Genomic DNA, 23,434 nt, shown 5'->3' on the forward strand with positions numbered 1-23,434 from the left:
TTGGCTCCGATGTGATGATTTGTGCATGCCCAAGCGATCCGGCGGACCGGGGGACACACTGGTTAGAGTGTCGCGTTATGCCATTGGCTCCGTTCTTTACGAAGTGTTACGCCGATGACACAGCCGGGCCTGCGGTTGCGCATGGCGCTGACTGACCCGCCGCGGCGAGCGTGTTAACATCGCCAGCTTTGCCGCCCTCCATTGCCGGGGCGCTGGCAAAGCCCGCCGTCTTCCGCCGATTCCGCCGCCGCCCCCGAACGCCCGCCCCGCATGACCCATGGCCTGAACCCCGCCCAATCCGAAGCCGTCCGCTACCTGGACGGGCCTTGCCTGGTGCTGGCCGGCGCGGGCTCCGGCAAGACCCGGGTGATCACGCAGAAGATCGCGCATCTGATCGAGGACAAGGGCTTCGAGCCGCGCCATATCGCCGCCGTCACGTTTACCAACAAGGCGGCCAAGGAAATGCAGGAGCGCATCGGCAAGCTGATGGAAGGCAAGACTACGCGCGAGGGCAAGCGCATCCCGCTCAAGCAGCTGACGGTCTGTACCTTCCACTCGCTGGGGGTGCAGATCCTGCGCATGGAAGCCGAGCACGTCGGCCTGAAGCCGCAGTTCTCGATCATGGATTCGGACGACTGCTTCGGCCTAATCCAGGAGCAGCTGGGCACCACCGACAAAAAGCTGATCCGCGGCGTGCAAAGCACCATCTCGCTGTGGAAGAACGGCATGGTCGACCCCGAGGCCGCGATCGCGCAGGCCGCCAATGCAGACGAGCACCAGGCCGCGCTGGTCTACCGCAACTACGTCGCCACGCTGAACGCTTACCAGGCGGTGGATTTCGACGATTTGATCCGCCTGCCGGCGGAACTGTTCGCGCGCAATGAAGCGGTACAACTCAAGTGGCAGAACCGGTTGCGCTACTTCCTGGTCGACGAATACCAGGACACCAACGCCTGCCAGTACCAGCTGCTCAAGCTGCTCGCCGGCGGCTCGCACCTGCGCGCGCCGGCCTTCACCGCGGTGGGCGACGACGACCAGGCCATCTATGGCTGGCGCGGCGCCACGCTGGACAACCTGCGCGGGCTGCAGACCGACTTCCCGGACCTGAAGGTGATCAAGCTGGAGCAGAACTACCGCTCCACCGTGCGCATCCTGGAAGCGGCCAACGCCGTCATCGCCAACAATCCCAAGCTGTTCGACAAGAAGCTGTGGAGCGAGCACGGCATGGGCGACCCGATCGCCATCCACCCGATGAACGACGAGGAGCACGAGGCCGAGTCGGTGGTGTTCCGCCTGTCGGCGCACAAGTTCGAGCGCCGCGCGCAGTTCCGCGACTACGCCATCCTGTACCGCGGCAACCACCAGGCGCGGCTGTTCGAGCAGATCCTGCGGCGCGAGCGCATCCCCTACGTGCTGTCGGGCGGCCAGAGCTTCTTCGACAAGGCCGAGATCAAGGACATCTGCGCCTACCTGCGCCTGATCGCCAATCCCGACGACGATCCCGCCTTTATCCGCGCCATCACCACGCCGCGCCGCGGCGTCGGCAACACCACGCTGGAAGTGCTGGGCACGTTCGCCGGCCAGGCCAAGGTTTCGCTGTTCGAGGCGGCGATGATGGGCGGCATCGAGGGCAAGCTGCAGCCGCGCCAGCTGGAACCGCTGCGCGTGTTCTGCGAATCGATGGTGCGGCTGGCCGACCGCGCGGCGAAGGACCCGGCCACCGAGGTGCTCGACGACCTGATGGCCGGCATCCACTACGAGGCCTACCTGTACGACAGCTTCGACGAGCGGCAGGCGCAGTCGCGCTGGACCAATACCCTGGAATTCCTCGACTGGCTCAAGCGCAAGGGCACCAAGCCCGAAGGCGCGGACGGCGGGGAGGCGACCGGCTTCGACACCGCCGACGGCTTCGGCAGCGACGGCAAGAACCTGCTGGAACTGACCCAGACCGTGGCGCTGATGAGCATGCTCGAGGGCCGCGAGGAAGATCCCGACGCGGTGCGGCTGTCCACGCTGCATGCGTCCAAGGGGCTGGAGTATCCGCATGTGTTCCTGGTCGGCGTGGAGGAGGGCATCCTGCCCCATTGCCGCGAGGACGAGGACATGAGCGACGAGAAGATCGAGGAGGAGCGGCGCCTGATGTACGTGGGCATTACACGCGCGCAGCGCAGCCTGCATGTCAGCTGGTGCAAGAAGCGCAAGCGCGCGCGCGAGACCTACTCGTGCCAGCCCTCGCGCTTTATCGGCGAGATGAAGCTCGAAGAGGCGCCCGCGCCGGTCGACGCGACTCCGGCGATGAGTCCCAAGGACCGCCTCGGCGCGCTCAAGGCGCTGCTCGGGAATGGCGGCAATGGCGGCAAGGCGGCCGCCGGCTGAGCCGCTGCGGCGCTATCGCGTCGCTACCGTGCGCCCGACACCGCCAGCGTGACGTACTGCGAGCCGCGCTGCCCGCGCGTGAAGTCGAGCGTGAAGTCGCCCACATCGACGCGGCTCTGCAGCGCGCGCCGCAGTTCCGCCGGGCCGCCCGGGCGCAGGCCCTGCAGCGCCCGCGCCAGCCAGGCGGCGCCGATATAGCCGGCCAGCGTCGCCGGCGACGGCGGCTCGTCCAGGTACTGCTTCATGCGCGCCACATGTTCCTTCACCACCCGCAACGTTGCCTGCTGCGGCCCGGGCGCGACCTGGGTCAGCACCAGCCCGCCGGCGTAGCCGCGGCCCAGGATCTCGCGCGCGGCATTGGCGCTGACCGCGGACAGGCCGACCAGGAAGCCATACCAACCTTGCGCCGCAAGCGCCCGGCCCAGTTCGGCATAGGCCAGGGTGTCGCCCGCGACGATCACCGCGCCCGGGCGCGATGCCGCGATGCGCCGCGCCGCGGCATCGCCGCTGCCTTCGAGCAACACCGCGCGGGTGCCGGTTTGCGCTTCCAGCCGGGCCAGCGACGACACCGCAAAGTCCGGCGCCACGGCCAGCGCGATGTGCGTCAGCCCGTAGCCGCGCAACTGTTGCGCGGCCGCGTCCAGTTCGGCCTGGTAGTCGGCCCGCGTGAACCAGACATTGTCGGCGGACAGCGCCAGCCCTGACAGCGGCGCGACGATCTGCATGCCGCGCCGGGCCAGTTCGGTCGATGACGCCAGCACGGGCAGCAGCCGGTCGCCGGGGCCGAACAGCAGCCCCGCATGCTCGGTATCGACCAGCGACACCGCCTGCGCCAGCGCGCGGCGCGGATCCGGGTCCGCGTCGCGCACCACATGCTGGATCCGCACCGGGCCGCCGGTGGCGTTGACCGCGTCGAACATGACCTTGGCGCCGGCGAGGTAGTCGCGCGCCAGGTCGGACTGCGCGCCGGTGCGGTCGACCAGATGCCCGACCACCACCGTGCGCGGCGCCTGCGCCAGCGGAGCCAGGGCAGGCAGCGCCAGCGCCATGCCGGTCGCGGCAAGCAGCCGGCGCCGGCCGGCATGTGCCGGCGGGTGGTCGCGCAGCGGTGGGTACGGCGCGGGCGTGGTGGATCGGCGGAAAAGTGACATGGCTGGGACAGGACGGAACGCGCGCGGGCGCGGTGGCGCGCACCGTACCCGGCACTCATGACGCCAATGTGACGTACGCGTGCATGTCAGCGGGGACGGGGCCGGTGGGCTCAGGCCCGCGCTTGACGCCGGTCAAGCTGCGGGCGCCGGCACGGTCCTACGATGACGTGTCGCATACCCATTCCCCCGCGCCCCCATGAATCCGTCTGCCATGACTTCCCCCGCGCTCGACCGCCGCGCGCTCTCCGACTTCCGCGCGCTGGCCGGGCGCATCGACGGCAACGGTCCGCGCTATACCTCGTACCCGACCGCCGACCGCTTCCGCAACGGCCCCGACCTGTCGCTGTACCACGACGCGCTGGACGCCTGCCGCGCCGACGCGCCGGCGCCGCTGTCGCTGTACCTGCATATCCCGTTCTGCGAGAACATCTGCTACTACTGCGGCTGCAACAAGATCATCACCCGGGACCACGGCCGCAGCGCGCGCTACGTCAGCTACCTGGGCCGCGAGATGGCGCTGGTGGCCGAGCGCCTGGGCACGCGCCGGCAGGTGATCCAGTCGCACTGGGGCGGCGGCACGCCGACCTTCCTGAACCCGGAGGAAATGCGTCGCGTGATGGCGCTGCTGAACACGCATTTCGCGCTGGCGGCCGACGGCGAGCACTCGATCGAGATCGATCCGCGCCGCGTCGACCAGGACCGCATGGCGCTGCTGGCCGAGCTGGGCTTCAACCGCGTCAGCCTGGGCGTGCAGGATTTCGACCCCGAGGTGCAGCAGGCCATCCATCGCATCCAGCCGTTCGAGGAGACCCGCGCCGTGGTCGATGCCGCGCGCGCGCTGGGCTTTCGCTCGGTCAGCCTGGACCTGATCTACGGCCTGCCGCACCAGACCGCGGCGCGCTTCGGCCGCACCATCGACCAGGTGCTGGCGCTGCGGCCAGACCGCCTTTCGGTCTACAGCTACGCCCACCTGCCGCACGTGTTCAAGCCCCAGCGGCGCATCGACGAAAACGCATTGCCGCCGGCCGGCGAGAAGCTCGACATCCTGGTCTCGACGATCGAGCGGCTGACCGCCGAGGGCTATGTCTATATCGGCATGGACCACTTCGCGCTGCCCGACGACGACCTCGCCGTGGCCCAGCGCGAGGGCCGGCTGCAGCGCAACTTCCAGGGCTATTCGACGCACGCCGGCTACGACCAGGTCGGGCTCGGCATCTCGGCCATCGGCGCGATCGCGGGGCGCTACGTGCAGAACGCGCGCACGCTCGACGACTACTACCGCGCGCTGGACCAGGGCCGCCTGCCGCTGGCGCGGGGCGTGGCGATGACGGCCGACGACCACCTGCGGCGCGAGATCATCGGCGACCTGATGTGCAATGGGGTGCTCGAGCTGCCGGCGATCGAGGCGCGGCATGGCATCGAATTCAAGCGGACGTTCCCGGCAGAACTGGCCGAGATCGACCGCCTGTCCGCGGACGGGCTGGTGCGCTGCGAGCCCGGCCGCATCACCGTGACGCCGCTGGGCCGGCTGCTGGTGCGCCGCGTGGCGATGGTGTTCGACCGCTACCTGCGCGACGACGCCGCCCGGCCGGTCGACAACGGCGCGCGCGCCGCTAACGACGGCGCCCAGCCGATCCGCATCGTGCCGCGCTACTCGCGCGTGGTGTAGCGCACAACCTCGGCCCCGGGCCGGACGAAAAAAAACCCGCGCAAGGCGGGTTTTTTTGTCAGGGCAGTGCCGGCTTACTTGGCGGCGTTGGCCATGTAGTCCGACGCGGCGATCACGTCGGCGTCCGGGCCGGCATAGCCACCCTTGGGCGGCATCACGCCCTTGCCCTTGAGCGCGAAGTTGTGGACCGCATCCATGCCTTCCTTCAGGCGCGGGGCCCAGGCGGCCTTGTCGCCGAACTTGGGCGCACCGGCCACGCCGGCGGCGTGACACGCCGCGCAGACCTGTTCGTAGACCTTCTTGCCCACTTCCGCCGAGGCAGCTGCCGGCGCGGCAGCGGTGGCGGCCGGTGCGGGTGCTGCGGCTGCCGGAGCCGGCGCAGCGGGGGCCGGAGCCGCCGCGGCAGCCGGGGCAGCCGCTTCCGGGGCTGCGGCCGTGGCCGGCGCGGCAGCGGCCGGGGCCGCCGGCTCGGGGAACTTGGCGCCACCGGAATCGGCCAGGTAGACCACGGCGCGGGCCAGTTCGTAATCGGTGTAGTCGTCAGGCGTGCTGCCGGCGCGCGGCGGCATCGCGCCCTTGCCGTTGAGCACCGACTTCATCAGGCCGTCGAAGCCCTGGCCGATACGCGCGGTCCAGTCGCCGGCGGTACCGTGCTTGGGCGCACCCGCCGCGCCGGTGGCGTGGCAGGCGGCGCAGATTTCCTTGTAGACCTGTTCGCCGGTCTTGAACACGCGCGGCGCGCTGGGGTCCTTGATTTCGAGCGAGGCGACCGGCTTGATGCGATCGTTGACGGCTTCGGCGGCGGTACTCGCGCCGGCGCTTTCGGTCGAGCCGTGTCCGACGAAGTTGACCAGCAGGATGATCACGATGATCGGCACCAGGAACGCCGCGATCACGACTGCGATCAACTGCTTCGGGGTTTTGATGGGAGACTCGTGCTCGGGGTGTTCGTTGTGGACGTCGCTCATACAGAACTCTCAGTTTTGCAGGAAACCTTCTGGCCGCTTACGCTCGGCTTGCTTTTTCTGGCCCTGGTGTGGCCCTTCGCTGACCACTATCCGGCCCCATCCGGACCGCCCGCGCTCCCCTGCGGCCCTTGCCTGACTTGGGTCTGTTGCCAATTTGCGTACCTCGGACTGTCTCCCGGACCGGGGCCCGATTGTCGCCGACAACCAGCCGCCCGGATTTGACCCCGGTCGACTCGTTGCGCCGACGGCGCGACGGGCACGATTTGACGCAAATAGCTGGCAATTATAGCGCCAAAGCCCCCCTGCCAGTGCCAAAAAGCGGCGGTTGCGAGACGTTCCCAGGCGCCCGTATCGGCCCCGCATGGACGGCGCCGGGCAAAAGCGGTATCCTATGCGACTTTCCTGCGGCGGCATTCGCCCGCCGCAACCGCTGTACCCGCAAAACCGGTTGCAAAACCGTCCTGTGCGCCCGTAGCTCAATGGATAGAGTACTGCCCTCCGAAGGCAGGGGTTGCTGGTTCGATCCCAGCCGGGCGCGCCAATCCCCATAAGCATCCTCGGCTTTCCCACCACGACTGGGAACGGCGACTGCACCTGATTTGCGCCTGCCTTTGGCGCCGGCAACTACCGTTGGCCGCCCCCGTCATCGTTGTCATTGCGCCATGTGACCGCACAGGTGCGCCTAGCGCTGCACTCCCAAACGTTTCCTTCGCCAGTTCATTGAACACACCTGTACCGGCGTGCCACGCCGCGCATGCCCACTTGTGCCCGAGTGTGTGCAGATTTTTTTCTACTAGAACGGCAATCACGCCGATTTCCCCCGCCGCACAGACGCGGGAGGATGTTGGCGCTGCGCAAGGCTCGCTGGATACCCTGAGTTTGTGTGGCAACAAATAATGCTTGTACGATCAAATTAATGTAGCCACAATAATTCCATGCTGATCGAATTCGACCCAGCTAAAGACCGTGCCAACCAAGCCAAACATGGCATTTCGCTGGCGGCCGCTGAATCGTTCGAATGGGACTGCGCTGTGATCGACCCGGACACCCGCTTCGAATATGCCGAGGAGCGTTTTCAAGGCCTTGGCCTGATTGGCAACCGAGACCACATGGTTGTGTTCACGGTGCGCGGTGACAGCATCCGCATCATTAGCCTGCGCAGAGCCAACAAGCGAGAGGAAAAACGCTATGCCGACCAAACGTAAGATTGTCCGCGTCACCGACGCGGAAGACGCCGCGATCCGACGCGCGGCTGCCTCGGATCCGGATGCGCGCGAGCTGACCGACGCCGAATTGGCACGCATGCGGCCTGCCCGGGAGGTTCTCCCCAAGATTTTGGGCAAGGAAAAGGCGGAAGCGTTGATGAAGCGGCGCGGCCGCCCGGCGTTGCCCGCGGAAGAGCGCAAAGTCTCTGTCAATGTGCGCTACGACCGGGATGTGATCGACGCGTTCAAGGCCACCGGCGATGGATGGCAGACGCGCATCAACGAAGCGCTGCGCGACTACGCCAAGTCCCACAACATGCTGCCACGCTGATCTCCTGTCACGTGGGCGCCGAGTGCCCCCAGCCCACACCCAACAGCGGCGCCTGGAGCGCCGCAGCGGTGTGCTCCCTCGCGGGCAAGCTTTGACTCGCGCGATGAAAACTTTCAGCACGCACCCGATCGTGACCCAGCGCAGCACGCGCAACCAGGTCACGTACGGCTTCGGCGTTGCCTATGCGTGGCGCTAGCCCGCCGGCGCGCTTGCTATGATCGAGGGCATGACCGACGACCTCGTCATCCCTCACCACGAATACCTGATCACCGCGATCCGGGCCCAGGGGGCGGGCGGCCAGAACATCAACAAGGTGTCCAATGCCGTGCACCTGCGCTATGACGTGCGCGCGTCGTCGCTCGCGTCCGATCACAAGGAACGGTTGCTGGCGCTGCATGACCACCGCATCACCCGCGATGGGGTGGTGGTGATCAAGGCACAGCAGTTCCGCAGCCTGGACCAGAACCGGGACGATGCAGTGCGGCGCCTGCACGAGCTGGTGCGCAGCGTGGCCACGCCGCCGCGCGTGCGCCGGCCGACGCGGCCGACGCTGGCGTCGCGCCAGCGCCGGCTGGAGAGCAAGAGCCAGCGCAGCCAGGTCAAGTCGCTGCGCGGGCGGGTGTTCGACTGAGCCGCTGGCGTCAGCGCGCCGACTGCAGCGCGGCGATGCGCTGCTCGATCGGCGGGTGGCTCGAGAACAGCGCCATCCACGACTTGCCGCCGGCGATGCCCATTGCCTGCATGTTCTGCGGCAGCCCGTCCGGATCCAGCCCGCCCAGGCGGCGCAGGGCCGCGACCATCGGCGTGGGGGTGCCCATCATGCCGGCGGCGCCGGCATCGGCGCGGAACTCGCGGCGGCGCGAGAACCAGGCCACGATGATGCTGGCCAGGATGCCGAACACGATCTCGCACACGATCACGGTGACCATGTAGCCGATGCCGGGGCCGCTCGACTCTTCGTCGTTCTTGCGCAGCATCGAATCGACGAAGTAGCCGACCACGCGCGCCAGGAAGATCACGAAGGTGTTGACCACGCCCTGGATCAGCGTCAGCGTGACCATGTCGCCGTTGGCCACGTGCGCGACCTCGTGCGCGAGCACGGCCTCGACCTCTTCGTGCGACATCGATTGCAGCAGCCCAGTGGAGACCGCCACCAGCGAGCTGTTCTTGGTGGCCCCGGTGGCGAAGGCATTGGGCTCGCCCTCGTAGATGGCCACTTCAGGCATCGGCAGCCCGGCGCGCTGCGCCAGCTTCTCGACGGTCTGCACCAGCCACAGCTCGGTGCTGGTGCTGGGATGGGTGATCACCTGCGCGCCGGTCGACCACTTGGCGATGGTCTTGGACATCAGCAGCGAGATAAAGGCGCCGCCGAAACCCATCAGCGCGGCGAACGCCAGCAGCATGCCCAGGTTCAGCCCGTTGGCGGTCAGGAAGCGGTTCACCCCGAGCACGCTGGCGGTGATGCTGAGGACAAGCATGACGGCGAGGTTGGTCGCCAGGAAAAGCAGTACGCGTTTCATGTGAATGTGGAGCAGTGGTGGGTCGCGCCATGGGGCGCAAAGGTGCGGTCGGACCGCAGGCGCGCGCCGCACTCGTGCGCGGCACGCGGGTTCGGGCGGGCGCGGCCGGGCCGCGCCACAGGGGATCAGGCGCGTGGTGGTCGCGGCAGCCGCGGCAGGTCGGGTTCGGGCAGCAGGGCGCCGGCATAGCGCGGCGGCCCGGCGCGGCCGGCCCAGGGGGCCAGGCGCAAGGGGGTGGCGGGCAGCAGTTGCTCGGCCAGGTCGGCGCCGGGCTGCCATTGCGGCTCGGCGGCTTCGGGAAGCGGCAGGGGATCGCCTGCAGCGTCGCCTGTGACCGCGGCTGGATCGGTTTCGGCGGCATCGCCGGCATTCTCGATGCCGGGCGCAGCGACAGGTACGGCCGCGGCTTCGGTGGTGGACACCACCGCGTGCGCGAATGCGGCCGCCCAGCCCGGCAGGGGCAGGAAGGCCAGCATCATGACCAGCAGGAGCAGCCGCAGGGCGCGCACGGACAGGGGACGGCTTATCGGTGAAAGTGGAAGGAATTCTACAGGATGCCGCACCGCGCCGGCGCCGCCGTGGCGGCGGTAGCACACGGACGGTTGCAGCGGGCTTCGGCCCCTCTGCAGGATGCGGCAGACTGGCCTACACTATCGCCAACCCTGTAGTCGTTACAGGGTATGGCAAGGAACAGGCACATGCGTATCGGTGAACTGTCACGGTCCAGCGGCTGCGATGTCGAGACCATCCGTTATTACGAGCGCGAAGGGCTGCTCGACGCGCCCCGGCGCGAGGCCAACGGCTACCGTCGCTATGACGAGGGCCATGTGGTGCAGCTGAACTTCGTGCGCCATTGCCGTTCGCTGGGGATGAGCCTGTCGGACGTCAGGCGGCTGCGCGAGTTCGAGCGCAACCCGTCGCAGGACTGCGATGACATCAACACGCTGCTGGACCGCCAGATCGCCCAGATCCATGCCCAGCGCGTGGCGCTGGAGGCGCTCGAAGGCCAGCTGCGCGCCCTGCGCGAAACCTGCCGCCATCACCAGCCCGCCAGCGCATGCGGCATCCTGCAGAACCTGCAGCAGGCGGCGGCCGGGGCGGGCTGTGAGTGCCATGCCACTAACGGGTGACGACCCCGAACGCGGCGCTGTGCTACGATGGTTGCTCCGGCTTCGCACCAGCACGGTGCACGAACCGGGGCAGCAAGGCAGGTGAGCCACCACTTCGGGGCTCGCTGTTGCAGCACGCCAGCCGCTGCCGCTTATCCTTTTCCGCAATGCCATGACCGATCGCCTGACGCCGATGCCCGATGCGCCTGTCCGCCCGCTGCGGACCGGCTGCGCGCACGCGTCCGCGGTCGCCCTGGCCCCCAGCCTGCCCCAGCGCGCCAAGCGCGCGATGTCTCCCCGCCGGATCAGCGCACCGCCTGATTCCGCCCGGTTCCCAGCCTGATTCGTCTCCCATAGCGGGGCCCGGGCCGAACCGGGCCCGAGCCAGCGTTTCCGTTGTTGCCGGCGATCGCCGCAACGCTTTTGCCGATCCGTTGATGCGCGCGCCGCTGCGCGGCACGCCAACCCCGCAAGACCTGACCGCCGCCGCCCGCCATGCAGGCCGGCCGCGCCCACCCACGACTGCCGGAGGACCCGCCATGACGGCCACCAAGACCCAGACCGCCACCCTGTACCTGACCGAACTCGACGTCACCCGCCTGGAGCGCATCGCCAGCCGCGCCGGCTCCGCGCAGATCGAGGACATGCTCGACAGCCTGCTGGCGCGCGCCACCATCGTCGCGCCCGAAGAGATTCCGACCGACGTGGTGACCATGAACACGCGCGTGGTGTGCACGCTGCCGGGCGAGCAGGCGCCGCGCGACTGGACCCTGGTGTATCCCGACGCCGCCGACTTCGATGCGGGCCGGCTGTCGGTGCTGTCGCCGGTGGGCCAGGCGCTGCTCGGCGCGCGTGCCGGCCAGACCGTCAGCTACCGCCTGCCGGATGGCCGCCAGCAGGAGGTGACTGTCGCCGAGATCGCGTTCCAGCCCGAAGCCAGCGGCCAGTACACCCTTTGAACAGCCGCGGGCGCGCCCTCTCGGGTGCGGCCGCCGCCACGCGCACCCGCCGTAGCGGCGTGTCGCCGGCGATCCGTGGACACCATTCATCGGCAAGCCAGTCGTTTCACGACTCGCAACGCACCATTCGTCGCAGCGGTATTTCTGCTGGCGCGGGCTGTGACTAATCTTCAGTCCGTGCTCGCATCGCAACATAGATTGCAGAGCGGCCGGAGTCTTATCCCGGACCTACAAGAAAGAACGACGAAATCAGTTGAAGGAGTCCCAAATGATCGCCAGACGTATCCTTGGCGGCGCGCTCGTGTTCGCGGCGGTAGCCGCGTCCGCTGCGGCGATGGCTGCCCCCGCTGCCAGCAAGGTTGGCAAGTTTGATGTGTATGCCGACGCGCTGCGGGTCGGCAAGTACGATGTGTATACGGACGGCGCCAAGCAAGGCAAGTTCGACACCTACACCGACGGCGCCCGCACCGGCCGCTTCGATCCGTACTCGGAAGGCTCGCGCCGCGATGGCAAGTTCGACACCTTCAGCGAAGGGGCGCACAGCTTCAGCGGCGAGATCTCGAAGCGCGGCAAGTTCGATACCTTCAGCGAAGGCACGCACACCTTCACCGGTGACGTGGCCGAACGCGCGCTCGACAACTCGCGCTCCGGCGACGGTTCCCTGTACGGCTATCGCGTCTGATCCCCCGGGTCTGCCCCAAGACCCGACGCGGCCACTGCGGTGGCCGCATGTTTTCTCTCCCGCCTGCCCGGCCGACCTCCTCCTCCTTCTCTCTTCGCCAGGCAGGCGTTTTTCTATTCCGTAGCTGCCGCTTGTTCCGGCGCCGGCTGCGCGCGCGGCAAGCGGCGCGCGATGGCCGCGTACAGCAGCGGCACCGCCAGCGTGCCCAGCACCGTCGCACCCAGCATGCCGCCCAGCACGCCGGTGCCGACCGCCTGCTGCGCGCCCGCGCCCGGGCCGGTGCTGATGGCCAGCGGCACCACGCCCAGCACGAACGCCAGCGAGGTCATCACCACCGGCCGCAGCCGCTGGCGCGCCGCGCGCGTGGCGGCTTCGACCACGTCCATCGCGCCCCCGGCGCCGCGCCGCAGCTGCTCGGCGTATTCGACGATCAGGATGGCGTTCTTGGCCGCCAGCCCCATGATCACCACCACCCCCACCTTGAAGTAGACGTCGTTGGGCATGCCGCGCAGCCAGATCGCGGCGGCCGCGCCCATCAGGCCGGTCGGCACGATCGCGATCACCGCCAGCGGCAGGGTCCAGCTTTCATACAGCGCCACCAGGCACAGGAAGATAAACAGCAGCGACAGCGCGAACAGCCACGGCGCCTGCGTGCCGGTCTGCTCCTGTTCGTAGGCGCGCCCGGTCCAGCGCACGTCGAATTCGGGACCCAGCTCGCGCACCAGTTCCGCCAGCCGCGTCATCGCCGCGCCGGTGGTGTAGCCCGGCGCCACTTCGGCATTGATGCGCACCGAGCTGAAGCCGTCGAAGCGCTCCAGCGTGACTTCGCCTTGCCCCCATTCCAGCGAGGCAAAGGCGGCCAGCGACACCATCGCGCCCTGTGCGTTGCGCACATGCACCCGTGCCAGCTGGTCCGGCTGCATGCGGAACGGGGCATCGGCCTGCAGGATCACGCGCCGTACCCGGCCTTCGCGCGCCACTTCGTCGATATAGCGCGAGCCCAGCGTCGCCGACAGCGTGTGGTGCACGGCTTCGGCATCGACGCCGAAGGCCTCGGCCTTGCGGTAGTCGATCTTCAGGTCCAGCGCCGGCACCGGCTGGCCGGTGGTGGCACGCACCTCGCCCAGCACCGGGTCTTGCCTGGCCCGCTCGATCAGCTTGTCGCGCGCGGCGAAGAGCGCCTCGCGCCCCACCGGCTGGCGCGCCACCAGGCGCATGTCCAGGCCGCCGATGCTGCCCAGTTCCGGCAGCGCCGAGCTGTTGTAGGCGAACAGTTGCGCGGCGCCGCGGCCGGGCCAGCTTTCCAGGCCCGCCGCAAGCCGCTCCAGCACCGCCTGTGCGGTGTGCTCCCGCCCGCGCGCCTTCCAGTCGGCCAGGCCGATGAACAGGCTGGCGCGCTGCTCGCCGCTGCCGCCGCTGGACCAGCCCAGCACGGCAAAGCTGGAGCGCACCGGGTAGCGCTGGTCGCGCATCCACTGCTCGAGGCTGGCAACCAGCCGGCGCGTGTCGGCCTGCGTGCTGCCGGCGGGCAGCTCCACGTCGACCACGATCTCGCCGGTGTCCTCTTCCGGCAGGAAGCCGCTTGGCATCTTCCACAGCGCATAGCCGCACGCCAGCGTCAGCGCCAGGTACACCGCCAGCCAGCGCAGCCGGCGGCGCTGCAGCGCCTGCACCCAGCCGGCATAGCGTGCGGTGAAAGCGGCAAAGCGCGCATCGAACCACGCCAGCGGCCCGCGCGCGGGCGCGGCGCTGTGGCGCAGCAGGCTGGCGCACATCGCCGGCGCCAGCGTCAGCGCAAAGAACAGCGAGAACGCGATCGATACCGCCAGCGTCACGGCGAAATGCCGGTAGATCACGCCCACCGCGCTGCCGAAGAACGCCATCGGCACGAACACCGCACACAGCACCAGCGTCACCGCGACCAGCGCGCCGGAGACCTCGCGCATCGAGCGCGCCGCGGCCTGCATCGCACCGACGCCGTCGGTGCGCATGATGCGCTCGACGTTTTCCACCACGACGATGGCATCGTCGACCAGGATGCCGATCGCGAGCACCACCCCGAACAGCGTGATCACGTTCAGCGACAGGCCCAGCGCGTACAGGCACGCGACCGTGCCCAGCAGCGACACCGGCACCACGATGCAGGGGATCAGCGTGGCGCGCAGATTGCCTAGGAACAGGTACAGGATCAGGAACACCAGCACCGTGGCCTCGATCAGCGTCAGCACCACGCGCGAGATCGACGCCTGCACGAAGGTGGCGCCGTCATATGAGATCTCGTAGCGCACGTCGCCCGGGAAGCCCTTGCTGGCGGCATCCAGCGCGGCGCGCACGGTGCGCGAGGTCTGCAGCACGTTGGCGCCGTCGGCCAGCTTCAGGCCGATCGAGGCGGCGTTGCGCGTGTTCAGCGTGGAGCCGTAGCGGTAGTCGCTGGCGGCCAGTTCCACCCGCGCCACGTCGCGCAGCAGCACCGCCGAGCCGTCGGTGGCAGCGCGCACCACGATGCGCCCGAAAGCCTGCGCGTCGCTCATCGGCGCGGGCGGGCGCACGATCGCCTGGAACGGCTGGCCCGGCACCGCCGGCGCGCCGCCCAGCTGGCCCGGCGTGACGTTGCCGTTGCGCGCGCGGATGGCGGCCTCGACCTCGGCCGTGGTCAGGTTGAAGGCGTGCAGCTTTTCCGGGTCGAACCAGATCCGCAGGGCGTACTCGGCGCCGTAGGGCTCGGCCTTGCCGATGCCGGGCAGGCGGCGCAGCAGCGGCAGCACCGAGCCGGCGGCGAAGTCGCCCAGCGCGGTTTCGTCGAGCTGGCCGCTGTCCGACACCAGCGACACATACATGAAGGCGCTGCTGCTGGCCTGGTCGACATAGACTCCGCCGCGGCGCACCGCCTCGGGCAGCAGCGGCTCGGCCTGGGCCACGCGGTTGCGCACGTTGACCTGCGCCAGCTGCGGGTCGGTGCCCTGGCGGAAACCCAGGGTCACCGTGGCGGTGCCGCCCTCGCTGCTGGAATCGAGGTAGAGCAGGCCGGGAATGCCGTGCATCTGCTGCTCCAGCACCGCGGTGACGCGGTCTTCCACCGTGCGCGCGGACGCGCCGGGGTAATCGGCATAGATGATCACCGTCGGGGGCGCCACCGCCGGATACTGGGCGATGGGGATGCGGTTCAGGGCCAGCAGGCCCGCCACCACGGTCAGGATGGCCAGCACCCAGGCGAACGCCGGGCGCTTCAGGAAAAACGACGCCATGTCAGGTCAGGGCTGGCACGGGCGCACGGCAAGTGAAGATCGGCCGTGGCTCCGGTGCGGTTGGAACGGAACGGCTTGGGTGCGGAGACGCCGCAAACGACTGCGGCAAGTGGCGCGCGTACCGGGGGTACGGGGGTCCGGCGGGAATGGACCCGGCGCTGCGGCGGGAAGGATCGGTAAGGATCAACGCCGGCGACCGGCCGTCATACTGCGGCCTTGCCGGCGATTATAGACAGGGAAGCGCGGCCCGGACAACGCAAACATCACATTCCCGGCCCCCACGGAGGTCGGGGGCGGGGCCGGGAATTACAGGTCGCGCGCGGCGAAGGCGTCGCACTTGCGGATGTCGCCGGACTCGATGCCGCGGCGCAGCCAGCGCACGCGCTGCTCGCTCGAGCCGTGGGTAAAGGCTTCCGGGACGACATAGCCCTGCGACTGGCGCTGCAGCCGGTCATCGCCGATCGCGGCGGCGGCCTTCAGGCCTTCCTCGATATCGCCCGGTTCCAGCAGTTGCTGGTTGGCGCGCTGCGCGGTGGCGGCCCAGACCCCGGCGAGGCAGTCGGCCTGCAGCTCCATGCGCACCGACAGCTGGTTGGCCTGGGCCTCGCCCATGCGGCGGCGCGCGCTGTCGACCTTGTCCGAGACGCCGAGCAGGTTCTGCACATGGTGGCCGATCTCGTGCGCGATCACATAGGCCTGGGCGAAGTCGCCGCTGGCGCCGAAGCGCTGGCGCAATTCGTCATAGAAGGCCAGGTCGATATAGACCTTCTGGTCGCCGGGGCAGTAGAACGGGCCCATCGCCGACTGGCCGGTGCCGCATGCCGTCGGCGTGGCGCCGGAGAACAGCACCAGCGTGGGCGGTGCATAGCGGCGGTTGAGCTGGGTTTCGAAGATGTGTTGCCAGGTGCGCTCGGTATTGCCCAGCACCTTGCGCGTGAACACGGTCATCTGGTCCGTCGCCGGCGGCCGGTTGACCTGCTGCTGTTGCTGCTGCGGGCCGGAGCCCTGCAGCACCGACGCGCCCTGCATGATCAGCATCGGGTCGATGCCGAAGAAGTACGACGCCGCCAGCGCGATGATGACCGTGCCGATGCCGATCGACTTGCCGCCAAGACCGCCGAATCCGCCGCGGCGGTCTTCAACGTGCTGGCTTTCGGCTTCGTCATCTAGGCGCATGGGGGCTCCGCTGCTTGGGAAAGAGGGTGAGGAAAGTGGAATTCAGTATAGCAATCCGCGCTTCGGTGCTCGTTGCGGCGTCGCGCCGTGCCGGCGGAGGCGCGCGGCACCCCAAAAAAAACACCGCCCACTCACCCTGGAGACGGGCAATGCGGGCGGTGTGCGGCAAAGCGAAGAACCGGGTTTGCACCCGGTTCCGTCATGGCCTGGAGGTTCCGGAGCGCGAGCGCGCGCTCAGGCCAGTGCGGCCTCGCGTGCGGCAGGCGCGGCGGCCACCACGCTGGCGCTGACTTCGGCCACGCGCAGCAGGTTAGTGGTACCGCCCTGGCCGAAGGGCATGCCGGCGGCGATGGTGATCTGGTCACCCGGCGCGGCGTAGCCTTCGGCGACGGCGGCGCGCGTGGCGGCTTCGACCATCTCATCGACGCTCTGCACGTCCGGGCTCACGGTGGAGTGGATGCCCCACGCGATCGCCAGCCGGCGGGCGATCTCCAGGTTCGGCGTGATGCTGACGATCGGCGCGCACGGCCGTTCGCGCGCGGCGCGCAGCGCGGTCGAGCCGGACGAGGTATAGGTCACCGTCGCGGCGGCGCCGATGATGTGCGTGACTTCGCGCAGCGCGGCGCAAATGGCATCCTGGCGCGTGTTCAGCGGGGTCTCGTGCTGGGCATCGAGCAGGTTGCGGTACAGCGGGTCGCGCTCCACCTCGGTGACGATGCGGTTCATCATCGACACTGCCTGCACCGGGTAGCGGCCGTTGGCCGACTCGGCCGACAGCATCACCGCATCGGCGCCTTCATAGATGGCGCTGGCCACGTCCGACGCTTCGGCGCGGGTCGGCACCGGCGAGTCGATCATCGACTCCAGCATCTGCGTGGCGATCACCACCGGCTTGCCCAGCTGGCGGCACACGCGCAGGATGCGCTTCTGCACGCCCGGCACGCGCTCGGGCGGCAGCTCCACGCCGAGGTCGCCGCGCGCCACCATCACCGAATCGGATACGCGCACGATCTCTTCCAGCTGCTGCAGCGCGGCCGGCTTCTCGATCTTGGACAGGATGCCGGCACGGGTGCCGACGATCTCGCGCGCCTCGACGATGTCGGACGGGCGCTGCACGAACGACAGGCCGATCCAGTCGGCGCCCAGCGACAGCGCGAAGTCCAGGTCCTTGCGGTCCTTCTCGGTCAGCGCGGGGATGGGAATCACCGCGTCGGGCACGTTCACGCCCTTGCGGTCGGACAGCGAGCCGTTGTTGGCGACACGCGTGGTGATGGTGCCGGTGGTGACCGACTCGATCGCCAGGCGCACCTTGCCGTCGTCGATCAGCAGCGACTGGCCGGGTTGCGCGGCCTGGAACAGCTCCGGGTGCGGCAGGTAGACGCGGGTGCCGTCGCCCGGGGTCGGGTCGCTGTCGAGCACGAACACATCGCCGGTGCGCACCGCGACCTTGCCGGCGGCGAAGGTGCCGATGCGCAGCTTGGGGCCCTGCAGGTCGGCCAGCACGGCGATGGGGCGGCCGGTCTCGGCCTCGACCTGGCGCACCGCGTCGTAGCGCGCGCGGTGGTCGTCGTGCGTGCCGTGGCTGAAGTTCAGCCGGAACACGTCGGCGCCGGCCTCGAACAGCGCGCGGATCACCGCGATGTCGGTGCTGGCGGGGCCGAGCGTGGCCACGATCTTCGCTTTGCGCTGGCGTCTCATGATGTCTCCTCTTCCATTCTCGGTAGCGGCGCGTCGGCGCCGCGAGTCAGTCGGTACTACGTTGGCGGCGATCGTCAGACGATCAGGATCGCGCGGAAATCGTTCACGTTGGTGCGGGTCGGGCCGGTGACGATCAGGTCTTCCAGGCCGGCGAAGAAACCGTAGCCGTCGTTGTTTTCGAGGTGCGCACGCGCATTGAGCCCGCGCGCGCCGGCACGGGTCAGGGTGTCGGGCGACAGCATGGCGCCGGCGTTGTCTTCCGAGCCGTCGATGCCGTCGGTGTCGCCGGCGATGGCGTGCACGCCGGGCAGGCCGTCGAGCGCCACCGCCAGTGCCAGCAGGAACTCGGCATTGCGGCCGCCGCGGCCCTTGCCGCGCACGGTCACGGTGGTCTCGCCGCCGGACAGGATCACGCAGGGCTTGCCGAAGGGCTGGCCGCGCTGCGCCACCTGGCGCGCGATCGCGGCATGCACTTCGGCGACTTCGCGCGCTTCGCCCTCGATGCAGTCGGACAGGATATGGGCCTCGAAGCCCAGTTCGCGCGCACGCGCCGCGGCGGCTTCCAGCGCCTGCTGCGCGGTGGCCAGCGTCACGCTGCGGTGGCCGTTGAAGCGCGCATCGCCGGGCTTGGGGGTTTCGCCGGCACCGCTCTCCAGGTGCGCGCGCACGTTGGCCGGCACCTCGATGCCGTACTTCGCGATCACCGCCAGCGCATCGGCGCAGGTGGTCGCGTCAGGCAGCGTCGGGCCGCTGGCGATGAGCGTCGGGTCATCGCCGGGAATATCGGAAATCAGCAGCGTTTCCACGCGTGCCGGCGCGCAGTGCAATGCCAGGCGGCCGCCCTTGAGGGCCGACAGGTGCTTGCGCACGCAGTTCATCTCGCCGATGCTGGCGCCGCTCCTGAGCAGTGCCTTGTTCACGGCCTGCTTGTCGGCCAGCGTCAGGCCTGGCGCTGGCGCCGCCAGCAGCGCGGAGCCGCCGCCGGAGATCAGGCACAGCACCAGGTCGTCGGCGCCCAGGCCCTGCACCAGTTCCACCATGCGCTGCGCGGCGCGCGCGCCGGCTTCGTCGGGAACCGGGTGGGCGGCTTCGACCACTTCGATGCGCCTGCAGTCGGCGCCGTGGCCGTAGCGCGTCACCACCAGCCCCGACAGCTCGCCTTGCCAGTTCGCTTCCACCGCCTGCGCCATTGCCGCGGCGGCCTTGCCGGCGCCGATCACCACGGTGCGGCCCTTCGGCGGCGCGGGCAGGTGCGGCGGCAGGCAGTGGCTGGCGCTGACGGAGGCGACCGCGGTATCGAACAGGTCGCGCAGCAGCGCGCGCGGTTCAGCGTTGGCTGCGGTGCGCTGGGGCGACAGCAGGGCGGCTTGGGGTTCGGTGACGAGCATGAAGAATCCTGGGTGCTGACGGGTACGCCGGGTACTTCGGGTACGCAGTGGGTACAAAGCGGTACTGCAAAGCGTGTCGTCCCCGCTGGGCGGGGACGACGGGTTGCTGCTTACTTGGCGTTGGCGATCTGGTGGTTCGACATGATCTCGATCGCGCGGCACAGGGCCGAGTGGTCCTGCTTGCCCAGGCCGTTGGCCGAGCAGGTATTGAACAGCTCCTGCGCGGTGGCGGTGTTGGGCAGCGCCACGCCCAGCGCCTTGGCGCCCTGCAGCGCCAGGTTCAGGTCCTTCTGGTGCAGCTCGATGCGGAAGCCCGGGTCGAAGGTGCGCTTGACCATGCGGTCGCCGTGCACTTCCAGGATGCGCGACGCGGCAAAGCCGCCCATCAGCGCTTCGCGCACCTTGGCCGGATCGGCGCCGGCCTTGGAGGCGAACAGCAGCGCTTCGGAGACGGCCTGGATGTTCAGCGCGACGATGATCTGGTTGGCCACCTTGGTGGTCTGGCCGTCGCCGTTGCCGCCCACCAGCGTGATGTTCTTGCCCATCAGCTCGAACAGCGGCTTGACCTGGTCGAAGGCCTCCTGCGGGCCGCCGACCATGATCGTCAGCGACGCGGCCTTGGCGCCCACTTCACCGCCCGAAACCGGCGCGTCCAGGTACGAAGCGCCCAGCTTGTTGATGCGCGCGGCGAAGTCCTTGGTGGCGATCGGCGAGATCGAGCTCATGTCGACCACGATCTTGCTGTAGCTGGCTTCCTTGCCGGCTGCCTTGAACGCGGCCGCCACGCCCTTCTCGCTGAACAGCACCGCTTCCACGTGCGGCGTGTCCGGCACCATGATGACGATGATGTCGGCACGCTTGGCGACTTCCTCGGCGCTGGTGCAGACGGTCACGCCTGCATCGACCAGCGCCTGCGGGGCCGGGTTGACGTCATGCACGAACAGCGTGTGGCCGGCGGCGCGCAGGTGGCCCGCCATCGGTGCGCCCATGATGCCCAGGCCGATGAAGCCGACGTTGCGAGTGGTTGCCATGTGATGTCTCCTTGCTTGAGATTAAATGTGTCTTGGTTCGTGTAGGTAGTAGCGGGATACGACCGCAGCGCGCAGCGCTTACTGCACGCCGTGCGCGGCGCGCCAGCCCAGGCCGGCTTCGGTGGTGGTCTTCGGCTTGTACTCGCAGCCGATCCAGCCGGTGTAGCCGATCTCGTCCAGGAACCTGAACAGGTACTGGTAGTTCAGCTCGCCCGTGCCCGGCTCGTTGCGGCCCGGGTTGTCGGCCAGCTGGATGTGCTTGATCTTCGGCAGGTTGGCCTTGATGGTGTTGGCGATCTCGCCTTCCATCCGCTGCATGTGATAGATGTCGTACTGCACGTACAGGTTGGGCGCGTTGACCTGGGTGATCAGGTCCAGCGCCTGCTGCGTGCGCGACAGGAAGAAGCCGGGGATGTCGAAGGTGTTGATCGGCTCGATCAGCAGGTCGATATGCTCGGCGGCCAGCGCGCCGGCGGCGAAGCGCAGGTTTTCCACCAGCGTTTCCTGCGCCTGCTCGCGCTTGACGTTCTGCGGCAGGATGCCGACCAGGCAGTTCAGCTGGCGCACGCCCAGCACCTTGGCGTACTTGATGGCTTCGCCCACGCCGTCCTGGAACTCGCCGACGCGGTCCGGATGGCAGGCAATGCCGCGCTCGCCCGCATCCCACTTGCCGGCGGGCAGGTTGTGCAGCACCAGGTCCAGCTGGAAGCGGTTCAGGCGGTCAGCGATCTGGTCCGCGTGGAACGCATAGGGAAACAGGAATTCCACGCCGCGGAAACCCGCGCGCGCGGCGGCTTCGAAGCGGTCGAGAAAACCCGCTTCGTTGAACAGCATGGTGAGGTTGGCCGCAAGTTTAGTCATGAGTCTCTCCGGTTTAATTGTGTTGTCGCTCCGCCGGTGTGGAGCCCTGCTGCAGGGGGGCACTGGATTGGCGCGGGCCGTGGCCCGCGCGTTCCATGCTGGAATGGTGTTGCTTACGCCGTTTCCACTTCTTCTTTCAGGATCGCTTCCTCGATGTCCTCGAGGTCTTCGATCGGCTCGAACTCGTTGATGTTGTCGATCTCGGTGCCCATCGCGATATTGGTCACGCGCTCCAGGATCACCTCGACCACCACCGGCACCGAGAACTCGGCCATCAGGTCACGCGCCTCGGCGAAGGCCGGGGCGATGTCTTCCGGCTTGAACACGCGGATCGCCTTGCAGCCCAGCCCCTCGACCACCTTGACGTGGTCCACGCCATAGCCGTTCAGCTCAGGGGCGTTGACGTTGTCGAAGGCCAGCTGCACGCAGTAGTCCATCTCGAAGTTGCGCTGCGCCTGGCGGATCAGGCCGAGGTAGGAGTTGTTCACCACCACGTGGATGTACGGCACCTTGAACTGCGCGGCCACGGCCAGTTCTTCGATCATGAACTGGAAGTCGTAGTCGCCCGAGATCGCCACCACATCCGAATCCGGCGAAGCGGTCTTCACCCCGATCGCGGCCGGGATGGTCCAGCCCAGCGGGCCGGCCTGGCCGCAGTTGATCCAGTGGCGCGGCTGGTTGACCGACAGGAACTGGGCCGCGGCGATCTGCGACAGGCCGATGGTGCTGACGTAGCGCACGTCGCGCGGGAAGTACTGGTTCATCTCGCGGTACACGCGCTGCGGCTTGACCGGCACGTTGTCGAAGTCGCTCTTGCGCTGCATGGTGCGGCGGCGCTTCTGCACGTCGGCGACCCAGCTCTTGCGGCACGGCAGGCGGCCGGCCATCTTCATTTCGCGCGCGACTTCGACGAACAGTTCCAGCGCGGCCTTGGCGTCGGACACGATGCCCAGGTCCGGGCCGAACACGCGGCCGATCTGGGTGGGCTCGATATCGACGTGCACGAACTTGCGGCCCTTGGTGTAGACGTCGACGCTGCCGGTGTGGCGGTTGGCCCAGCGGTTGCCGATGCCCATCACGAAGTCCGAGGCCAGCAGCGTGGCGTTGCCGTAGCGGTGCGAGGTCTGCAGCCCGACCATGCCGGCTTGCAGCGGGTGGTCGTCGGCCAGCACGCCCCAGCCCATCAGGGTCGGCACCACCGGCACGTTGACCAGCTCGGCGAACTCGACCAGCAGTTCCGACGCATCGGCGTTGATCACGCCGCCGCCGCACACGATCAGCGGGCGCTCGGCCGCGTTCAGCATGGCGATGGCCTTCTCGATCTGGGCGCGCGAGGCGGCCGGCTTGTACGGCTGCAGCGACTGGTAGGTGTCGACATCGAATTCGATCTCGGCGACCTGCACGTCGAACGGCAGGTCGATCAGCACCGGACCCGGGCGGCCCGAGCGCATGATGTGGAAGGCTTGCTGGAACACTTGCGGCACCAGCGCCGGCTCGCGCACGGTCACGGCCCACTTGGTCACGGGCTTGGCGATCGATTCGATGTCGACGGCCTGGAAGTCTTCCTTGTACAGGCGTGCGCGCGGGGCCTGGCCGGTGATGCAGAGGATGGGGATCGAATCGGCCCAGGCCGAGTACAGGCCGGTGATCATGTCGGTGCCGGCGGGGCCGGAGGTGCCGACGCAGACGCCGATGTTGCCCGGCTCGGCGCGGGTGTAGCCTTCGGCCATGTGCGAGGCGCCCTCGACGTGGCGGGCCAGCACGTGGTTGATGTTGCCCGACTTGCGCATTGCCGAGTAGAACGGGTTGATGGCCGCGCCGGGCACGCCGAACGCAGTGGTCACGCCTTCCTTCTCCAGCACGGCGATTGCCGCGTCGATTGCTCTCATCTTTGCCATGATCTTGTCTCCGGTAATGGTGGGAATTTCGTTGGAGTTGATCCTATTCCCGCAGGCCGGTTGGGATAAACAGAAGAGCGATCAGTTGATTCGATACCTGTAGTACGCAATATGGGCTGGAAAGCCACGTCGGATGGTCGGCGCAGGTACGCCGATGCATGCCATTG

At 68.5% G+C, this 23,434-nt stretch carries 19 protein-coding genes and 1 tRNA gene; 9 read left to right on the top strand and 11 right to left on the bottom strand.

Annotation, left to right across the window (positions count from 1 at the left end; genetic code table 11):
* Positions 1 to 270: 270 nt before the first annotated feature.
* Entirely contained in the window at positions 271 to 2,376 is a 2,106-nt protein-coding gene (locus FHX60_RS25155; protein WP_112777038.1) for a UvrD-helicase domain-containing protein, read from the top strand.
* A 23-nt stretch (positions 2,377 to 2,399) separates the two neighbouring features.
* On the opposite strand, the gene FHX60_RS25160 is transcribed toward FHX60_RS25155, so the two are convergent.
* Positions 2,400 to 3,527 (bottom strand): ABC transporter substrate-binding protein, encoded by a 1,128-nt coding sequence (locus FHX60_RS25160; RefSeq protein ID WP_183284983.1) that lies wholly within the window; start codon positions 3,525 to 3,527, stop codon positions 2,400 to 2,402.
* A gap of 196 nt (positions 3,528 to 3,723) precedes the next feature.
* Between FHX60_RS25160 and hemN the strand changes: the two genes are divergently transcribed.
* Positions 3,724 to 5,196 carry an oxygen-independent coproporphyrinogen III oxidase gene (gene hemN / locus FHX60_RS25165; protein WP_183284984.1) on the top strand — a complete coding sequence of 491 codons (1,473 nt, stop codon included), beginning with the start codon at positions 3,724 to 3,726 and terminating at the stop codon, positions 5,194 to 5,196.
* 74 nt (positions 5,197 to 5,270) lie between these two features.
* On the opposite strand, the gene FHX60_RS25170 is transcribed toward hemN, so the two are convergent.
* Complete coding sequence (locus FHX60_RS25170; RefSeq protein ID WP_183284985.1) at positions 5,271 to 6,164, bottom strand: c-type cytochrome; 894 nt, start codon at positions 6,162 to 6,164, stop codon at positions 5,271 to 5,273.
* 465 nt (positions 6,165 to 6,629) lie between these two features.
* Between FHX60_RS25170 and FHX60_RS25175 the strand changes: the two genes are divergently transcribed.
* The 4 genes from FHX60_RS25175 (at position 6,630) to arfB (ending at position 8,331) form a co-directional block, all read left to right on the top strand.
* Positions 6,630 to 6,705 (top strand) — tRNA-Arg (locus tag FHX60_RS25175).
* 394 nt (positions 6,706 to 7,099) lie between these two features.
* Complete coding sequence (locus tag FHX60_RS25180; RefSeq protein WP_183284986.1) at positions 7,100 to 7,369, top strand: BrnT family toxin; 270 nt, start codon at positions 7,100 to 7,102, stop codon at positions 7,367 to 7,369.
* Positions 7,353 to 7,700: a BrnA antitoxin family protein gene (locus FHX60_RS25185; RefSeq protein WP_112777043.1), complete on the top strand. Its 348-nt coding sequence runs from the start codon at positions 7,353 to 7,355 to the stop codon at positions 7,698 to 7,700. Before FHX60_RS25180 ends, FHX60_RS25185 begins: the two co-directional genes overlap by 17 nt.
* 226 nt (positions 7,701 to 7,926) lie before the next feature.
* Complete coding sequence (gene arfB / locus FHX60_RS25190) at positions 7,927 to 8,331, top strand: alternative ribosome rescue aminoacyl-tRNA hydrolase ArfB (RefSeq protein ID WP_112777111.1); 405 nt, start codon at positions 7,927 to 7,929, stop codon at positions 8,329 to 8,331.
* A 10-nt stretch (positions 8,332 to 8,341) separates the two neighbouring features.
* Here arfB and htpX read toward each other — a convergent pair whose 3' ends face one another.
* The gene (gene htpX / locus FHX60_RS25195; protein WP_092316717.1) at positions 8,342 to 9,220 is read right to left on the bottom strand and encodes a protease HtpX; all 879 of its coding nucleotides are present in this window, start codon (positions 9,218 to 9,220) and stop codon (positions 8,342 to 8,344) included.
* A 125-nt stretch (positions 9,221 to 9,345) separates the two neighbouring features.
* Positions 9,346 to 9,729 (bottom strand): hypothetical protein, encoded by a 384-nt coding sequence (locus FHX60_RS25200; protein ID WP_112777045.1) that lies wholly within the window; start codon positions 9,727 to 9,729, stop codon positions 9,346 to 9,348.
* Positions 9,730 to 9,918: 189 nt separating this feature from the next.
* Between FHX60_RS25200 and FHX60_RS25205 the strand changes: the two genes are divergently transcribed.
* From FHX60_RS25205 to FHX60_RS25215, 3 genes are all read left to right on the top strand, one after another.
* Positions 9,919 to 10,350 (top strand): Cd(II)/Pb(II)-responsive transcriptional regulator, encoded by a 432-nt coding sequence (locus FHX60_RS25205; protein ID WP_062795796.1) that lies wholly within the window; start codon positions 9,919 to 9,921, stop codon positions 10,348 to 10,350.
* A gap of 518 nt (positions 10,351 to 10,868) precedes the next feature.
* A complete protein-coding gene (gene rnk / locus FHX60_RS25210) occupies positions 10,869 to 11,288 on the top strand; it encodes a nucleoside diphosphate kinase regulator (protein WP_112777047.1) in 420 nt (139 codons plus the stop codon).
* A gap of 268 nt (positions 11,289 to 11,556) precedes the next feature.
* A complete protein-coding gene (locus FHX60_RS25215; protein ID WP_092316709.1) occupies positions 11,557 to 11,970 on the top strand; it encodes a hypothetical protein in 414 nt (137 codons plus the stop codon).
* A 113-nt stretch (positions 11,971 to 12,083) separates the two neighbouring features.
* Here the strand turns inward: FHX60_RS25215 and FHX60_RS25220 are convergent, their stop codons facing one another.
* The 7 genes from FHX60_RS25220 to gcl all read right to left on the bottom strand — a co-directional run bounded on the left by FHX60_RS25220 (position 12,084) and on the right by gcl (position 23,267).
* Positions 12,084 to 15,215, bottom strand: a complete 3,132-nt coding sequence (locus FHX60_RS25220; RefSeq protein ID WP_183284987.1) for a multidrug efflux RND transporter permease subunit — start codon at positions 15,213 to 15,215, stop codon at positions 12,084 to 12,086.
* Between the two features lie 306 nt (positions 15,216 to 15,521).
* Entirely contained in the window at positions 15,522 to 16,391 is an 870-nt protein-coding gene (gene ypfJ, locus FHX60_RS25225; protein WP_092316705.1) for a KPN_02809 family neutral zinc metallopeptidase, read from the bottom strand.
* A 234-nt stretch (positions 16,392 to 16,625) separates the two neighbouring features.
* Positions 16,626 to 18,089 (bottom strand): pyruvate kinase, encoded by a 1,464-nt coding sequence (gene pyk / locus FHX60_RS25230; RefSeq protein ID WP_092316703.1) that lies wholly within the window; start codon positions 18,087 to 18,089, stop codon positions 16,626 to 16,628.
* Between the two features lie 74 nt (positions 18,090 to 18,163).
* On the bottom strand, positions 18,164 to 19,477 hold the full coding sequence (locus tag FHX60_RS25235) for a glycerate kinase type-2 family protein (RefSeq protein WP_112777049.1): 1,314 nt from the start codon (positions 19,475 to 19,477) through the stop codon (positions 18,164 to 18,166).
* A gap of 110 nt (positions 19,478 to 19,587) precedes the next feature.
* A complete protein-coding gene (locus tag FHX60_RS25240; protein ID WP_092316699.1) occupies positions 19,588 to 20,508 on the bottom strand; it encodes a 2-hydroxy-3-oxopropionate reductase in 921 nt (306 codons plus the stop codon).
* 78 nt (positions 20,509 to 20,586) lie between these two features.
* Positions 20,587 to 21,369, bottom strand: a complete 783-nt coding sequence (gene hyi, locus FHX60_RS25245; RefSeq protein WP_018006166.1) for a hydroxypyruvate isomerase — start codon at positions 21,367 to 21,369, stop codon at positions 20,587 to 20,589.
* Positions 21,370 to 21,482: 113 nt separating this feature from the next.
* Entirely contained in the window at positions 21,483 to 23,267 is a 1,785-nt protein-coding gene (gcl, locus tag FHX60_RS25250) for a glyoxylate carboligase (RefSeq protein ID WP_092316695.1), read from the bottom strand.
* Positions 23,268 to 23,434: the final 167 nt, after the last annotated feature.

The sequence above is a fragment of the Cupriavidus alkaliphilus genome (assembly GCF_014191175.1).
GTDB classification, from domain to species: Bacteria; Pseudomonadota; Gammaproteobacteria; order Burkholderiales; family Burkholderiaceae; genus Cupriavidus; species Cupriavidus alkaliphilus.

Bases quoted from the DNA above. Each gene is read 5' to 3' on its own strand.
- FHX60_RS25180 (WP_183284986.1), top strand. From the start codon at position 7,100: ATGCTGATCGAATTCGACCCAGCTAAAGACCGTGCCAACCAAGCCAAA.
- FHX60_RS25220 (WP_183284987.1), bottom strand. From the start codon at position 15,215: ATGGCGTCGTTTTTCCTGAAGCGCCCGGCGTTCGCCTGGGTGCTGGCC.
- hemN (WP_183284984.1), top strand. From the start codon at position 3,724: ATGAATCCGTCTGCCATGACTTCCCCCGCGCTCGACCGCCGCGCGCTC.
- FHX60_RS25185 (WP_112777043.1), top strand. From the start codon at position 7,353: ATGCCGACCAAACGTAAGATTGTCCGCGTCACCGACGCGGAAGACGCC.
- gcl (WP_092316695.1), bottom strand. From the start codon at position 23,267: ATGGCAAAGATGAGAGCAATCGACGCGGCAATCGCCGTGCTGGAGAAG.
- FHX60_RS25215 (WP_092316709.1), top strand. From the start codon at position 11,557: ATGATCGCCAGACGTATCCTTGGCGGCGCGCTCGTGTTCGCGGCGGTA.
- FHX60_RS25170 (WP_183284985.1), bottom strand. From the start codon at position 6,164: ATGAGCGACGTCCACAACGAACACCCCGAGCACGAGTCTCCCATCAAA.
- FHX60_RS25240 (WP_092316699.1), bottom strand. From the start codon at position 20,508: ATGGCAACCACTCGCAACGTCGGCTTCATCGGCCTGGGCATCATGGGC.
- hyi (WP_018006166.1), bottom strand. From the start codon at position 21,369: ATGACTAAACTTGCGGCCAACCTCACCATGCTGTTCAACGAAGCGGGT.
- rnk (WP_112777047.1), top strand. From the start codon at position 10,869: ATGACGGCCACCAAGACCCAGACCGCCACCCTGTACCTGACCGAACTC.
- FHX60_RS25235 (WP_112777049.1), bottom strand. From the start codon at position 19,477: ATGCTCGTCACCGAACCCCAAGCCGCCCTGCTGTCGCCCCAGCGCACC.
- htpX (WP_092316717.1), bottom strand. From the start codon at position 9,220: ATGAAACGCGTACTGCTTTTCCTGGCGACCAACCTCGCCGTCATGCTT.
- FHX60_RS25205 (WP_062795796.1), top strand. From the start codon at position 9,919: ATGCGTATCGGTGAACTGTCACGGTCCAGCGGCTGCGATGTCGAGACC.
- arfB (WP_112777111.1), top strand. From the start codon at position 7,927: ATGACCGACGACCTCGTCATCCCTCACCACGAATACCTGATCACCGCG.
- pyk (WP_092316703.1), bottom strand. From the start codon at position 18,089: ATGAGACGCCAGCGCAAAGCGAAGATCGTGGCCACGCTCGGCCCCGCC.
- ypfJ (WP_092316705.1), bottom strand. From the start codon at position 16,391: ATGCGCCTAGATGACGAAGCCGAAAGCCAGCACGTTGAAGACCGCCGC.
- FHX60_RS25155 (WP_112777038.1), top strand. From the start codon at position 271: ATGACCCATGGCCTGAACCCCGCCCAATCCGAAGCCGTCCGCTACCTG.
- FHX60_RS25160 (WP_183284983.1), bottom strand. From the start codon at position 3,527: ATGTCACTTTTCCGCCGATCCACCACGCCCGCGCCGTACCCACCGCTG.